Source organism: Salsuginibacillus kocurii DSM 18087, from assembly GCF_000377705.1.
In the GTDB taxonomy this organism is placed as follows: domain Bacteria; phylum Bacillota; class Bacilli; order Bacillales; family Marinococcaceae; genus Salsuginibacillus; species Salsuginibacillus kocurii.
In genome coordinates, this window is the sequence record NZ_KB898623.1 from 859,643 (window position 1) to 874,133 (window position 14,491).

General features: G+C 42.2%; 11 protein-coding genes and 2 pseudogenes. 1 reads left to right on the top strand and 12 read right to left on the bottom strand.

The annotated features are described in order from the left end of the window. Positions 1 to 102 precede the first annotated feature (102 nt). The 8 genes and pseudogenes from D469_RS20955 to D469_RS22755 all read right to left on the bottom strand — a co-directional run bounded on the left by D469_RS20955 (position 103) and on the right by D469_RS22755 (position 8,332). Entirely contained in the window at positions 103 to 2,232 is a 2,130-nt protein-coding gene (locus D469_RS20955; RefSeq protein WP_018922111.1) for a methyl-accepting chemotaxis protein, read from the bottom strand. 296 nt (positions 2,233 to 2,528) lie between these two features. After that, positions 2,529 to 2,813, bottom strand: coding sequence for a hypothetical protein (locus tag D469_RS0104170; RefSeq protein WP_018922112.1), 285 nt, complete (start codon positions 2,811 to 2,813; stop codon positions 2,529 to 2,531). A 22-nt stretch (positions 2,814 to 2,835) separates the two neighbouring features. Then, positions 2,836 to 5,454 carry a glycoside hydrolase family 3 N-terminal domain-containing protein gene (locus D469_RS19600; protein WP_018922113.1) on the bottom strand — a complete coding sequence of 873 codons (2,619 nt, stop codon included), beginning with the start codon at positions 5,452 to 5,454 and terminating at the stop codon, positions 2,836 to 2,838. An 89-nt stretch (positions 5,455 to 5,543) separates the two neighbouring features. After that, positions 5,544 to 5,897, bottom strand: a complete 354-nt coding sequence (locus D469_RS22745; RefSeq protein WP_276202154.1) for an S-layer homology domain-containing protein — start codon at positions 5,895 to 5,897, stop codon at positions 5,544 to 5,546. A 57-nt stretch (positions 5,898 to 5,954) separates the two neighbouring features. Beyond that, positions 5,955 to 6,056 (bottom strand): annotated as a pseudogene (locus D469_RS22750) (S-layer homology domain-containing protein); the annotation flags it as partial. Between the two features lie 42 nt (positions 6,057 to 6,098). Next, positions 6,099 to 7,343: pseudogene (locus D469_RS19605) on the bottom strand (exo-beta-N-acetylmuramidase NamZ family protein); the annotation flags it as partial. A gap of 230 nt (positions 7,344 to 7,573) precedes the next feature. Continuing rightward, positions 7,574 to 8,200, bottom strand: a complete 627-nt coding sequence (locus D469_RS0104185; protein WP_083910711.1) for a TlpA disulfide reductase family protein — start codon at positions 8,198 to 8,200, stop codon at positions 7,574 to 7,576. A 15-nt stretch (positions 8,201 to 8,215) separates the two neighbouring features. Beyond that, entirely contained in the window at positions 8,216 to 8,332 is a 117-nt protein-coding gene (locus tag D469_RS22755) for a TlpA family protein disulfide reductase (protein WP_018922116.1), read from the bottom strand. A 364-nt stretch (positions 8,333 to 8,696) separates the two neighbouring features. On the opposite strand from D469_RS22755, the gene D469_RS0104195 reads away from it, so the two are divergent. Further along, on the top strand, positions 8,697 to 9,305 hold the full coding sequence (locus tag D469_RS0104195; protein ID WP_018922117.1) for a DUF4352 domain-containing protein: 609 nt from the start codon (positions 8,697 to 8,699) through the stop codon (positions 9,303 to 9,305). Between the two features lie 239 nt (positions 9,306 to 9,544). On the opposite strand, the gene D469_RS0104200 is transcribed toward D469_RS0104195, so the two are convergent. The 4 genes from D469_RS0104200 to D469_RS0104215 form a co-directional block, all read right to left on the bottom strand. Next, positions 9,545 to 10,756 carry an amidase gene (locus tag D469_RS0104200; protein WP_018922118.1) on the bottom strand — a complete coding sequence of 404 codons (1,212 nt, stop codon included), beginning with the start codon at positions 10,754 to 10,756 and terminating at the stop codon, positions 9,545 to 9,547. Positions 10,757 to 10,855: 99 nt separating this feature from the next. Continuing rightward, the gene (locus D469_RS0104205) at positions 10,856 to 11,734 is read right to left on the bottom strand and encodes an ABC transporter permease (RefSeq protein WP_018922119.1); all 879 of its coding nucleotides are present in this window, start codon (positions 11,732 to 11,734) and stop codon (positions 10,856 to 10,858) included. Between the two features lie 35 nt (positions 11,735 to 11,769). After that, complete coding sequence (locus D469_RS0104210; RefSeq protein ID WP_018922120.1) at positions 11,770 to 12,600, bottom strand: ABC transporter ATP-binding protein; 831 nt, start codon at positions 12,598 to 12,600, stop codon at positions 11,770 to 11,772. 44 nt (positions 12,601 to 12,644) lie between these two features. Next, positions 12,645 to 13,676: an ABC transporter substrate-binding protein gene (locus D469_RS0104215; RefSeq protein ID WP_018922121.1), complete on the bottom strand. Its 1,032-nt coding sequence runs from the start codon at positions 13,674 to 13,676 to the stop codon at positions 12,645 to 12,647. Positions 13,677 to 14,491 lie beyond the last annotated feature (815 nt).

Here is a 14,491-nt window from a genome sequence, read left to right on the forward strand (position 1 = left end):
GCTGTTGAACCCCCGCAGGTCGTTAAACAGATGATGCTCGCGGAGACTTGGAGAAAAGGAGATCACAGCAGGAATGTCACCTCTTCTCTTTAATAGAGCCTTTTATTTAAGTTCCGTTTGAAATTCAGCAATACTGCTTTTTAGCTCTTCAGCTAATTTTGCTAAAGATTCGCTTGATGAGGCAATTTCTTGCATTGAAGCTGTTTGTTCTTCAACCGAAGCGGAAGCCTGTTCGGTCCCAGCCGCATTCTCTTCTGCTATCATAGATAGATTAGCAACGATAGCGATCATTTCTTCAGCTTTTTGTTTCATGGTTTCACTTGAGATGGAGAGAGCGCCTATCGTTTGATTGGTTTCATCAATTGATTCTGCTACTTCAGAAAATGCGCCAGTAGTATCGTTCACACGTGAAGTTTGGCGGTTGATTGCTTGTTTAGACTCATTCATCGACTCCACCGCTTGTTTTGTCTGAGCCGTGAGCTCTGTAATTACCTTGGTGATTTCTTCAGTTGACTGATTTGATTGTTCTGCCAGCTTTCGAATTTCCTCAGCTACTACGGCAAAGCCTTTACCTGCTTCGCCAGCCCTCGCTGCTTCGATCGAAGCATTTAACGCAAGCAAATTGGTTTGTTCGGAAATGCTTTGAATCATAGTGGTAGCAGCTGATATTTTCCCAGCAAAATCATCTGTCTTTACAATGATCTGTTCTGCCTGATCTGTTGCTGTCTGCGTTTCTGTGGTTACTTCATTCAACTGTCGCATCGCTTCCACCCCTGTATCTTTTGCGCGATTGATTTGAGCAGTAAGTTGACGAAGTTCCTGAATATGATCTTGATTATTATCAACAAGTTCTCCAAGCTCTTTTACACGAGTAGATCCCTGTTCTGTGTCATTAGACTGCGTCGTAGCGCGTTTAGCAATGTCTTCGATGGTATACGCCACTTCCTCAGAAGCTTTTGAGGATTCATCGCTTACTGCCGTTAATTCCTCGGATGAAGCAGCTACTTGTTCTGAGCTCTCGGAGATTCGTTGAATCACTTGATTAAAGCTTTCCCTCAAGCCATTCACAGATTTTGTCATCGTACCAATCTCATCTTTTTTGTTCATGTACTTGATGTTTTCAGCTTGGTTATCATCTCGTAAATCAAGCTGAGCCATTGTTTCTAACCGTTGTGATAGATACTTTATAGGCCTGGTTATTGACCTTGATACCCATATGATCAATCCGGTCAAAAGAAGCAAGGAAACGCCCGCAATAACAGCAGCCTGTACTGCGGCTTGGTTGGCTTCAGATGTTATTTCATCGGTTGGAATAACTGTAGCAAACGCCCATGGTTCTCCAACCCCATCTACTTCTACGGGGAGGATGGTAACAAATTCTTCTTGATTTCGATTAACGGAATCCTCTGTAAAGCGGAAAGACTGACCTGATTGAATTTGTTCATGAATCCCTTCAGTGTTAAATTCATCTGTAATGTCACTGCCCATAGCTTCTTCATTTTGGTGGGCAGCAATCATGCCATCATGAGAAATCAACATGCCAAAACCACTATCATAGAGCTCTACGTCTGCTAATAGATGCTGTAAACTGTCTAACGCAAAGTCTACCCCAGTTACTCCTAGCACTTCACCATCTATCACCATTGGGTAGGAGACTGAAACCATCATAACTTCTTCCCCATCAGCTCCCTCAAGTTCATAACTCATGGGTTCAATAATAACAGGTTCACCGCTCTCTAACGGAAGGTTGTACCAATCTCCCTCAGCATCTGTAGAATCATACGTCTCACCCGTAGATTCAAAATTCATCTCACCGCCTGGGCGATTCCAGTAAGGGGCAAAGCGTCCACCAGTGTTATGTCCTTCCTCTCCTTCAAACTCTTCATCATTGCCATCAAAAGCATCTGGCTCCCACACCGACCATGCCCCTAATAAGTCTTCATTTTCTTCCAACGTTTCTCCTAGAATGTCAACAACCATTTGGCGTTCTGGATCCGGGCTTTGTTGCAATACTTCAAATGTGTGAGTCAAGTTTTTAGCTAGCTCATATCCGTTCTCTAATTCGCGTAAGGCAGTCTGCCCTAAGTTTTCAGCTTGTGCTTCGGCATATGTATTCGCCTGATCTGTGGCTTGATTATAAGAAGAAGCAACTACGTAACCGATCGTTACGATAAATACTAGCAATACCACACCCAATATCATACTTAATATTTTAGCTTGTATCGATTTCATTTGTTCACCTTCCCTTTCATTCTAAATACCCGTATCTTTATGCCTGACCGACAAAATTCGACTAATATAGATTAAGTCTTTCAGATCACTAAAGCAACTATGATTACTCTTAACCAGTGCGATAGACTTGCTACAGACAGCTACAATCCCTTCTCATTCTTCACTTACATTGAATAGCTAGATATTTGCTCTATATCAACCGATTTCAACAAAATAACCTCTACCCTAAAACTGGTGTAGAGGTTTATTAAGTGTATAATACTTTCTTAGTGAAAGTTTCAGTGCAAGGCGAAAAGTTATAGTTCTACCTTACCAGTTCCATCTTCTTGGATAATGATATTCGTTCCAAAAGCAGAAGAAAGTTCTTTTAAGTGCTTCATAATCTTACTGTTTTTGCTAGGCTCTGGCCATCCCCGTGCATATCTCGGCCTTCCAAAGCCTAACTCAATCGGCTGTAACTCTATAGCTGTAATTTCACCATTTTTCATTTTCCAAATGGGAATGATTGACTCCCATACGAGCGCATTTGTGCCCAGGCCTATTTTCCCGTTTTCACTACGTGCATCTAAAGCATTGGCCACAGATGCTAGCAGAACACCTGCTCTAATACATCGTGTCATGTAACATGACGGCAAAATCTTGTCTTGTAATATCTAAATGTGGACTATATTCTTGTTCCCCTGTGCCATTTGTAATGTGATGAGCATAAAGTGTTTCAATTTCCCCTTGTAAGGAGTGTCCTTGAATATCCTCTATCTCTTCGTCAATATGGCCTTCAAGGTCCCAAGCCCGGACTAGAACTGCTGCTGATTCAGCTCGTGTAATTGAAGCTTTAGGGTTGAAGGCTCCTTTATCATCTCCTTCAAAAATCCCTTCAGCTGTTACAGCTTCAATGTATGGATGTCCATACCAGCTTTGGTCTACATCATTGTAGGAAGACTTCACTTCCTCCTCTATAGGTAAGGAACTCGCCCTTGTTAACATAATTGCTGCTTCTTCTCGTGTGATCGATGCTTCAGGAGCAAAGGTGCCAGCTGCTACCCCTTCTAAAATCTCTTCTCCAACTAATGTCATAATCTCTTCATAACCTCGGTCAGAAGGAGAAACATCATTAAATTCCACCGGAGGGGCTGGCTGTTCTTCATAGGTTAACCCATGCACATAAGGAAAAAGCTCTTCATCGTCATGATCATAAATCGTTACTGGCAATTCCCCATTCGGTTCATTTTCCCCAAAGATGGTAGCAGCGGTTGCTTCAAAACTAGCATCTTGAAAACCGTACTGAGCTAAATAAGCATCTACATCATCGTAGGTCATTACATCATATGGGTTACGAATGCCAACCCCAATCACCGGAGCTTCACTCTCTGCAGCAAGGTGCTGATAAACCATCATGTGAGGATGCTCTGGTGACCGGTCATCCACCTCAAAGGTATTTGAGCCTACTATGACAGCATTACTTTCTGCAATGACTGCTTGTTGCTCCTCGGTTAATGTTTCTTGTTCGTCTTCGAGCTCGATATGTTGGACATTGGTGTGATACGCTTCCACTGCTTCTGCAAGTTGATCACTATCTTCAGCTCCTACCACTGTGATCATTTCGCCTTCTTCAGAGTTAAGCGGTAAAGTTTCATCTTCATTTTTCACCAACGTAATCGATTCTTCCGCGACTTCTTGTTCAATAGCTACATGTTCTTCTGACAAAATAATCTCCTGAACTTGCTCCTTTAATTCTTCACGATCGGCTGTTTCTTCTTGTTTAAAAATGCCTCGTTCAAGCTTTAAAGTAAGCACGCGTTCTACCGCTTCATCAAGGCGTTCCTGTTCAATTTCACCATTTTGAACAGCCTCATAAACGCCTTCAAATACTTCAGGCAATCCTACAGGCATTAACACAATATCAGTGCCTGCATTAATGGTGCGTATGACTGCATCCACCGGATCAAAGTGATCTGCAATAGCATCCATGTCTAAGGCATCCGTCATAATAACGCCATCATACTCCATCTCTTCACGGACAAGCCCCGTCAATACCTCTTCTGAAAGTGTAGCCGGTAAGGCGATTTCCGACCCATCATCTTCAGAAATAACGGTGGTGTCATCAATCTCTGGGAACGTAACATGAGATGTCATAATCGCATCAATGTCTTCGTCCATTATTTTTTGAAAAGGGACAAGTTCAACATTAAACAAGCGCTCACGGTCATGAGGGACTTCCGGCAACCCAATATGCGAATCTACATCTGTATCCCCGTGGCCTGGAAAGTGCTTAGCAATGCTTGCTGTGCCGTGTTCTTGCAAGCCTTCCATGTAGGAAACTCCCAGCTCACCGACTAACTCTGGATCTTCACCGAAAGAACGAACGCCAATGACCGGATTATCAGGATTATTATTTACATCAACTACAGGGGCGAGATTCATATTAATCCCAAGCGCCTCTAATTCAGCGCCAATCACGTTGCCTGTCTTAAAGGCGAGTTCATTGGAACGTGTGGCTCCGACCGCCATGTTTCCAGGCATGTCTGTCGCTTCTTGCAAACGAGTTACAATACCACCTTCCTGGTCGGTAGTGAGCAGCATCCCAAATTGGTCGGCCGCTTCTTTATAATCTTGTACCAAATCAATTGTCTGTTCGGTCTCTACGGTATTCTCAGCAAATAAAATGATGCCACCCAGGTGGTACTCTTCAATCTTCGCTTCAATTTCTTCATTCATTTTCGTTACATCTTCGCCGTCCCACGTTCTAAAATCAGGCATCATAATTTGCCCAATTTTTTGTTCCTGGCTTAAATGATCAAGCGCCCGCGAGAGGACATCATAAGAATGATCGTCGATGGAACGGAGCCCAAACGATTCATCTTCGGCTACTTGAAGATGAATGTCGTCTTCAGTTTCCCCATCGCTCACTGTAAGTGTTGCTTCACCTGCTCCTTCAACAGAAACTGTGCCGTTATTTATAGTTGCCACTTCTTCATTTGATGAAGCCCAGGAGAGATTCAGGCTTACTTCTTCAAATCCTGCTTCTCCCGTTAAACGTAAAGGTGTTAACTCAAATTCCTTTTCTGTTCCTTCATGAGGCTCTATCTCTGGAATATTTTCATATAAGAGCAAATGATCAGCTGTTAGCTCTTCCCCCTCTGCCTGATTTGGCTGCGGGGCAACTAGACCTGCTACAAGCAAGCCAGCCATCATTGTCATTATTGTGGTTCTGCTATTTTTCATCTCTGGATTTCTCCTTCCCCTCCTAGTATTGGTCACATATAAACTGTTAATGCTTCTACCCTCCACCTTTCACCAAGATGCCACCTCATTTAGTGAGCAGCTTCAAGTGCGCGGGAGAGCATGAGTGCAAATTCTCTTCTGGTCACTGTTTGTTCAGGTGCAAACTCTGCCTCGTTGACACCCTCAATAATACCTGCTTCACACAAGGCCATAATTTCCTCAGCAAATGGACGCCCCTCAATATCAGTAAATGAAGAAGAGAGAGTTCCACCTGTAAAATCAAACGACCGAACAAAAATAGCAGCCGCTTCCTCTCTCCTTAATTCGCGCTCGCCATGAAAGTAATTAGTAGTACTGCCCGAAAAAATACCAGCTTCCGCTGCCGCTATAATTTCCTCATAGTGAGGTGTTGATTCATTCACATCAGCAAAGGAAACAGTCATCGTCTCATCAATAGGGAGATCAAGAGCGCGAGTTAAAAAGATACTGGCTTCCACTCGTGTAACTAGGTCATCAGGCCGAAAAGCCCCTGTTGCATCTCCTTCAATTAGCCCTTGATGATACAAATCAACTACTGCTTCGTAGCCCCAATCGGAAGCATCATAATCGGTAAATAACCCTGTAGAAGAGTCTTCATCTGCTTCATAGAGTAGATATTCAGCTCTTGTTTCTTTAAACTCCTCGACTTCAGCTTCCCAGCTAGCCATCATTTCTTCTACAGCCATCCCATCTTTAATAGCATGTCGTACAAAGTCATTTCCAATTAATAAGTCAAAAAAGGACTGTCCGTCTTCGTTTTCTTCCTGAAATTCAAATTGCTCATACAAATCATGTATTGTTTTTACAATATGCAAGCCCATCTCCACACTATCCAGTCGTTCTTCATCGATGAGATGAAGCTGAACTCCGTGGGATAGTTCATCTTCAAACTTAGAAAATGTCGGAGTGAAAGAAGCCGGTGTAAAATACACCCCTTCCATCTCAATCGCATTCAGTTCCTGACTCAACTCTGTTGAATCAATAAACGGCGCGCCAAGTAATGTGAAAGGTTGGGTAGTGCCTCGCCCTTCAGAAATATTAGTACCTTCAATCAAAGCAGCTCCCGGATAGACAAAAGCAGATTCCTCTGTAGGTATGTTTGGAGAGGGCGGAATCCAAAGGCGGTCAAGTTCATTGGCATGGTCTGAACGCTCCCAATTATTCATCTCTACTACTGATAAATCTTCCCCAAATCCAAATTCTTCATTAAAATAATCAGCTAGTTCTCCAACAGTCATCCCATGACGTAGTGCAATCGGATAGAGGCCGATAAATGATTCATGCCCTTCTTCAAGGACAGGGCCTTCTACTTTCTCTCCCCCAAGCGGATTGGGGCGGTCGAGTACGATGAAAGGTATGTTTTGCTCCCCTGCCGCTTCCATTGCATAAGCCATGGTATAAATATAGGTGTAGAACCTGATTCCAATATCTTGAATATCAAACAAAAGCACTTCTACATCTTCAAGCATTTCCGGGGTTGGTTTTTCTGTTTCTCCGTACAAACTATACACAGGTAGGCCTGTAACATCATCTTCATAATATTCGATGTATTCACCCGCCTGCGCATCACCCCGTACTCCGTGTTCTGGACCGTAAAGAGAAACCAAATTTACATCCTCTTCTTCATAAATTACATCTACCGTGCTCTCCTGTTCACTATTTCTGCCCGTAGGATTTGTAATTAATCCGACATTCTTACCCTCAATTTTTTCAAACTCTTCTTCCATTAACACATCAATGCCTACTTCCAGCTCAGTCCCATTTTCCATCTCGGCTTCAACAGTAGTTGTTATTGCAGAACCAATAAAAACTCCTAGAAAAAGAACAGTCAGTGAACTCCTCCACCTCATATTTAAGCTCCTCCTTTAGGTTTTTGTGTTACCTACTAACCTCCCTTTTGCATAGCGCTTTCGTTTATTGTATAGCTGGATGAAATAATAAATCAATAAAATATACTAAAAATTTGAAATATTATTTCAAATCACGTAATAATGGACTAGGATATATCCACCGCAAGCAAAAAGGAGTCTATAACACTAAAAAAGAGACTCCTAAAGTATAGAAGTCTCTTCCCAATATTCTACGTAGAAGAAATAAAACAACCATCCGGTCCGCAAATCAAACCTTTATTACGCTGTTCTTCTTCCCACTTTTTATCTTTTTCAAGCTGTTCCTTCTGCCAATCAAAATCAATGGTCGGGGAAAACTTTTCTGGATAACGCAAATACCAACGCTGCTTACGGATGGTAAAATTATCTGCATCTAATAGAAGAGCGCCATCTAATTCTTTTAACGCTTGGTCTATCTTGTCATGTGACGCATATTCCATGCCGAGCTTGTATTTGGTTTGTGCTAATTGAAGCTGAAGATCAGAGGCTGCCTGCCCTGTTCGCTCCTCGCCAAAGGTCACTGTTTCTACTTCTTTGTTTAACAGTTTCTCTACAGCTTGCACATGAACGTCTTCGTCCACTTGAAATCCTTCTTTAAACATGCGAACCTTGCCTTCTTCATCAAGAAAAATACCGTTTGGAATAATTTTAAACTGAAATAGATTAATCAACTGATTATCTGTGTCCACTACCGTAGGAAACGATGTATCATTTACAAATGGTTTTACAACCTCGCTTCCTTGTCCATCAACGGCCACTGATAGAATTTCAAAGTTTTTATCCCGATGCCGTTCATAAACTTCCTGCCAACCTGGCAGCTGTTCCCGGCACTTTCACCAAGATGCCCACATAAAAATTAACGTATTCTTTCCGCGAAAATCTTGAAGCGCAACCTCCCCGCCATCCATCGTTTTTAAACGAACGTTTGATGAAATAGGCTCAAGTAGCATTCTTCCGCCTCCTTCGCTTAATGATAGTGTTGATCATTTACATACAGAAAATTCAGAACACACTATCAGTCTATAAATTAAGCTGTTGGAAAGCAAGCAACATCTTACTTCCCTTTGCCGATCTAGGCTTCTTGTACCACCCGAAGTCTGCCTTTAATTCGTTTGAAGGCTTATAAGTATAAGTACATTTTGGGTACCATTCTCTGGTTTATTCAGAACTTGAACTTGTAAAAACTACCAGTAACATTCCAGAAAAACTATATTATAATCGAACAATGTTAAATTTTGTTGTGCAACTATGTAAAAGTTGGTACTATAAATTTGGCATATTATTACACAGTGATTAAAAAAAGGAGGTTGTTTTGTGGGTAAATTTTTCAAAGGATGCCTCACTATCATCGGCATATTTTTTGTCTTATTAGTAATTATTGCAATTATTGGCGGCGGTGACGATGAGGAAGAGACAGCCACAGAACCAGAAGATGAACCAGTAGAAGAACAAGATGAGAACGGAGAAGAAGTAGATGAAGAAGGTACTGAGGAAGACGCCCCGGAAGAAGAAACTGAAGAGGAATTAGAAGAAGAATTGTTTAGTGTTGGCGACACAGTCGAACATAATGATTATGCATTAACAGTCAACGAGGTTGAAACGAGTTCTGGCACTGAATTTGAATCTCCAGGCGAAGGTAATGAATATGTAATTGTTCATGTGACTATTGATAACGATGGAGAAGATCAAATTTCTTATAATCCATACCATTTTAGTATACAAGACAGCAATGGCAACATTACAGATCAAGCATTCACGACAGTTGACAGCGATACTAGCTTGTCTTCTGGTGATTTAGCTCCAGGTGGCACTGTTTCAGGGACGATCGCATTTGAAGCCCCAGCTGACGACCCAGAACTAGAACTCATCTTTGAGCCTTCTTTCTGGAGTGCAGATGAAGTACGAGTGAACTTAAACCAATAGAAGCTTAAATTATACATTTCATGAAAACAGCCCCTGCAAACTTCTTGTTTGCAAGGGCTTTTCATTTATTTGGCTCTCTTAAACAACTGTGCTACTCTTTCTTCTATGACTTCCCTTTCCTCAGGCTTACAGAGCCTCTGGGGTAATGCACTCCAACTCGCTTCATCCGCTGAAGTCACTTCTTTGGGGATGTTCCAGGTATTTACACAAATTCCACAAAGTTAGCGGAAATAATCCTACTAAAGTGGTGATGCTTCCTGCCCCGCTTTCCTCTCTAGCAGAGCCCATTCACTTACCCATTTCAATAGTTCCAGGTCCTTGTTTGCCCCGGCGATGAAAGATAACCCAACTGGTGCTCCTTCCATTTTTCCCAACGGGATAGTTACTTGCGGCAAACCGGAAAGACCAGCAATACATGTTACCTGCATCGTTAAGGCCCGCCGTTCTTCATCTTTTTCTCCTTGAATGTCACGATAAGGAGCAGGCCCCACAGTTGTAGGGATAACAAGCAGGCCATCCTCAGCTAAGAGCGCACGTACATATTGAGAAATAGAAGCCATCTTTTCATAAGCTTCTTCACTTATATTTTTTTCAAAGGTTTGTTTAGCCATGTTAAAACGTGCTGCAATAGCCTCACCAAATACGGGCTGGTCCCGCTCAATCCATTCCCCATGCTGCTTCCAAATCTCTGTACTTTGAATCGTGCGGAAGGTGTTGAACCATTCTTCGAGTCCATTATTTGATAAAACAGCCTCAGTTGTTTGTTCAAACTGTTCACTTAGTTGATCAATCACGGCAAACGCTTGCTCTTTGTACGCTGAACTTACCATCTCCCATGCTTCCTCCACTTTGAGCAAACGCTTAAATGAGGCTGCAGGACTATTAGACAATTGAGGTAACAAAGTACGCCCGACCTCTTCTAACAATTGCGGGTCTCTAGTCATCCAGCCCACTGTATCAAAGCTTTTGGCCAAAGGAATAACCCCTTCAATTGGCACCGTACCGTGGGTTGGACGAAAACCGTAAATTCCACAATAAGAAGAAGGCACCCTAACAGAGCCTCCTGTATCCGTTCCAATCGAAAAATCCACCTCTCCTGAAGCAACGGAAACAGCCGCCCCACTTGAGGAACCACCTGGTATCCGATCCTCCGCTGCCGGATTTATTGGTGTACCGTAATGAGCATTTTGCCCGTTTAAGCTATACATAATTTCATCCGTATGTGTCATGCCAGTTAAAGTCGCCCCTGCAAGTAACAATTGCTGAATAGAAGGGGCTGTAGCTTCAGCAACAGTGCCTGTTCTCAACCAGTCCGGATTGCCTGCACTATTTGTATGCCCTTCTACTGCAAATACATCTTTCACGCTAAAGTGAAGATCACTTAGTATCCCTTTCTGTTGGGCTGGAACTTGAATGGCTGTTGTAAAAAAAGCGTTATGTTGTTTGGTCATGTTTGCTCCCCCTCTTTTCGTAATCCCAGAAGCATTAAATTTCTTCTTCAACTTTTAAATTCCATGGGCCAAAGTCATATCCCTTTAATATAAATCATCTTATTTCATTTCAGACTCATGCCAGGAACTAAGCATCCGTTCTGAAAGCTTAGTAACGATTTGATAAACAGTAACGCTAAGAAGTGAAGCCGTTAAGCCACAGGCAAACAAATACGGAGTTTCCAATCTGGTCGCCGCTACGGTTATCGCCTGGCCAAGTCCACCTTCCGCTCCCCCAATACCTGCCATATATTCTCCAACGATAGCACCGATAAAGGCAAGCGTACAGGAGATTTTCAGCCCGGCGACAATGTAAGGTAAAGCTGCTGGAATCCGCAGTTTGAAAATAGTTTGAAAACGACTCGCATTATATAAGTAGAATAAATTTTTCATATTTTGGTCAGTAGAATTTAAACCTATCAATGTATTGGTTAGAATTGGAAAAAAACTTATTAAAAAGACGACGATAATGATAGATTGAATGCCCGCTCCAAACCAAATGACGATAATTGGAATCACAGCTACAATAGGAATCGTTTGTAAAATAACGATATAAGGATAGACACTTTTTTCTATCCACTTGGACAATGATAAAATAATCGCCATCGATATGGCTAAAACGGTGCTGATGGCAAAGCCTGCTAATGCACCTGTTGTAGTAGCTTGCGCAGCCCCAAGCAGATTAACCCAATTCCCCTGGGCTGCTACCACTATATCGCTTGGTTTAGGGAAAATAAAAGGTGCAATGTCAGCTAATCTCAATATCAGTTCCCAGGCTCCGAAAAACACGACAAATAACGTAACCGACGGCAAAATTTGCAATGCTTTGCGCCGGACAAACTCAGTCATTTTAGAACGTTGATTCACTGCAGGTTTGGATTGTGATAAGTTTGGTAACGTTAAGCTTTCTCCTACCCGTTCCTCTTGCTTCCGTTCCATAACCTTTCATCACCTTTCTTTTCCTTCAAATAAGATTAATGTTCCAAAGAGCTGGTAACCGACTGTACATATTGACTAAACGAAGGAGCCACTCGAAAATTCTCGCCACGAGGGAACGGCTCATCAATCTGAATAACATCTGAAATTCTTCCCGGACTAGGGGTCATCACTACCACTTGAGATGACAAATAGACAGCTTCAAATACGTTATGGGTAATAAACAGGACAGTCATGCGCTGGTCTTGTGACCAAATACGCAACAACTCATCCTGCAGTGACTGACGGGTAAATTCATCCAAAGCCCCAAAAGGCTCATCCATTAATAACAGCTTAGGCCGTGAGATTAATGCTCTTGCGATCGAGACCCTCATTTTCATGCCACCAGAAAGCTGAGACGGCAATGATTTTGTATAATCCTTCAATCCGACCAGTTCTAACACCCGCTCGCCTTCTTCGTGACGCTGTTTTTTTGGCACCTTGCGAAGTTTGAGCGGCAGCGACACATTTTCTAGCAAATTGTTCCAAGGTAATAACGTAGGCTCTTGAAACACAAAGGCAATCTCATTTTCTTTTCTTGCTTCTTTTGACTCTGTCCCCAACACTGAAAGTTCTCCGCCTGTGTGCTCTGTTAAGCCAGTGATCATATTAAAAATTGTGGATTTCCCGCACCCCGAAGGACCAACAAAACAGAAAAACTCATTCTCTGCTATGTCTAAATTTGCTCTTTCTACAGCCACGGTGCCATTGGGATACACTTTATCAATGTTTTTTAGTTCCACCAGGTTTTGTGGGTGATGGCGATCTATGCCCGTAGCTGCCGCTGCCTCTGCTTGTGAAGAAATGCGTGTCATAATTTGCCTTTCCATGTGTGCCACCCCTTTATCAAAACTTGCTTCTCTCACCTATTTTATTAGCTGCCAGACAAATAATCTGTAGTGAAGATTTCTTCTGCCTCAATTCCTTCGCCTATCACATCAATTTTTTCTAACTGTTCAATTAATTCACTCCACCGTTCTACGTCCATGTGACCGACTCCATGTTCAGCAGCATCACCCTCGTAAACAAACTCTTCTTGTGTTTCAGTTTCAAATTCCAGTTCATCCAGGGCAATATTTTCATCCGCTTCATGAATAACTTCATTCACTTCCTCAGGTTCTTCGGCGTAATAATCCCATCCATCTTCAAAAGCTTCCATAAAACCTGCTACAGCTTCTTCATTCTCATCTAAATACTCTCTCTCGACAAATAGTACGACATTATATGGATCGAAGCCTGACTCCGAAACGAGCAATGTCTCGGTATCAATACCTTCTCTTTCCATAAAGTAAGGTTCTGACGTTACAAATGACTGACTCACTGATTCGGTGTCATTTGCAAATGTTGCGTGTTCACCCGAATATGATTGTTCGTCCACACCGCTTAAATCATAATGTTCATTTAAGTAATCCCAGTATGGTATCCCTGACTCGACGTAGGCCGTTCTTCCATTCATATCTTCAAAGTCTTCAATATCTTCACCTTCATGAAACATCATTGCCTGTGGGCTGTTCTGTAGTGAAGCGCTTAAAGCCACTAAATCAGCGCCTTGATCAATTGCGATGAGAATTTGGTCCGCATGAGCGAGCCCGAACTCGGTAGAGCCTGAACTCACCATTTGAACCGAGGAGACTTCCGGTCCGCCTGGTTCAATGTTGACACCTAGGCCGTTCTCTTCAAAATAACCTTGGGACTGAGCTGCAAAAAAGCCACCCTGCTGACTTTTCGGGAACCAGTTCAATACGAGGTCAACTTCTTCTATTTCTTCCCCTCCGTCTTCTGTATCGCTACCTTCCTCTTCTGCACCTGTCGCATCATCTGCTCCTTCTTCTCCGCAAGCAGCTACAAACAATAGAGAAAGTGCCATGCTTCCTGGAATTAAACGTTTGTATAACAATTGACTCATTAAAGATCCCTTCCTTCATCTTATGGATATATATTCTTTCACTTATGAAGTTCTTAAGGTGTGGTTGCCTACATTGTAAGAAACATGATGTTAGGTTTCGTTTATTAGTGTGAATATTTTGATAATTGAATCTGTACCATTTATTTCTTCCCCCTTTACCACCGGGTTTCAAAATGCGTGTTTACTAATTAGTCTTATCATACGGTGAAGCTCAACTACCGTCATTGTTTAATATCACTAAAAAATGTAAAAGAAATTGTATAAAACAAGCAAAACCCCCAGTTTCTATCTTTTATTATTTTTAGGTTTAACTTGTTTCTAGCATTAAGTCACTGTAGAAAGCAGGTCTATATGCACGCACATACTCTCCCATAGATAAACTCCTTCCTCTAAAGCCGTTAAGCCTTGTTATATTATTTGCTAGAAAAATAAGAAGAATTCCACTCCCCCCTTTACCCTTCTATTCCTCAGTTTTGTATGTATTTGAAAGCTAATGATATGAGGAGTAAGTGCTCACCACCTCCTATCCATCTATCTCTTCACACAGAAATTGATGTCTCACTACCAAACCTTGAAGGCTACGGATCGGCCTTGTGGTTCCAGAATATATGGATATTGATTCCGTCGAAGACTTAAAGGAATAATCCAGTACTATTGGCAAGCTCAGCTTTTATAAAAAATAGGGTTGTTCTACAAGCTCATCTAAAAACCCCGGTATGTTCTCAACCGGGGTTTTTAGACGAGCTTGAAGGAAGATTCGCGACCCTCCTGCAGAAGAAGAACGGAGGAAATCATTGATAAAGAGTTAAACAACT

What these genes read in the sequence shown, in the direction of transcription:
- D469_RS20955 (WP_018922111.1), bottom strand. Translation starts at nt 2,232, where the DNA reads ATGAAATCGATACAAGCTAAAATATTAAGTATGATATTGGGTGTGGTA.
- D469_RS19600 (WP_018922113.1), bottom strand. Translation starts at nt 5,454, where the DNA reads ATGAAAAATAGCAGAACCACAATAATGACAATGATGGCTGGCTTGCTT.
- D469_RS22745 (WP_276202154.1), bottom strand. Translation starts at nt 5,897, where the DNA reads ATGACTGTTTCCTTTGCTGATGTGAATGAATCAACACCTCACTATGAG.
- D469_RS22755 (WP_018922116.1), bottom strand. Translation starts at nt 8,332, where the DNA reads ATGCTACTTGAGCCTATTTCATCAAACGTTCGTTTAAAAACGATGGAT.
- D469_RS0104200 (WP_018922118.1), bottom strand. Translation starts at nt 10,756, where the DNA reads ATGACCAAACAACATAACGCTTTTTTTACAACAGCCATTCAAGTTCCA.
- D469_RS0104205 (WP_018922119.1), bottom strand. Translation starts at nt 11,734, where the DNA reads ATGGAACGGAAGCAAGAGGAACGGGTAGGAGAAAGCTTAACGTTACCA.
- D469_RS0104210 (WP_018922120.1), bottom strand. Translation starts at nt 12,600, where the DNA reads ATGGAAAGGCAAATTATGACACGCATTTCTTCACAAGCAGAGGCAGCG.
- D469_RS0104215 (WP_018922121.1), bottom strand. Translation starts at nt 13,676, where the DNA reads ATGAGTCAATTGTTATACAAACGTTTAATTCCAGGAAGCATGGCACTT.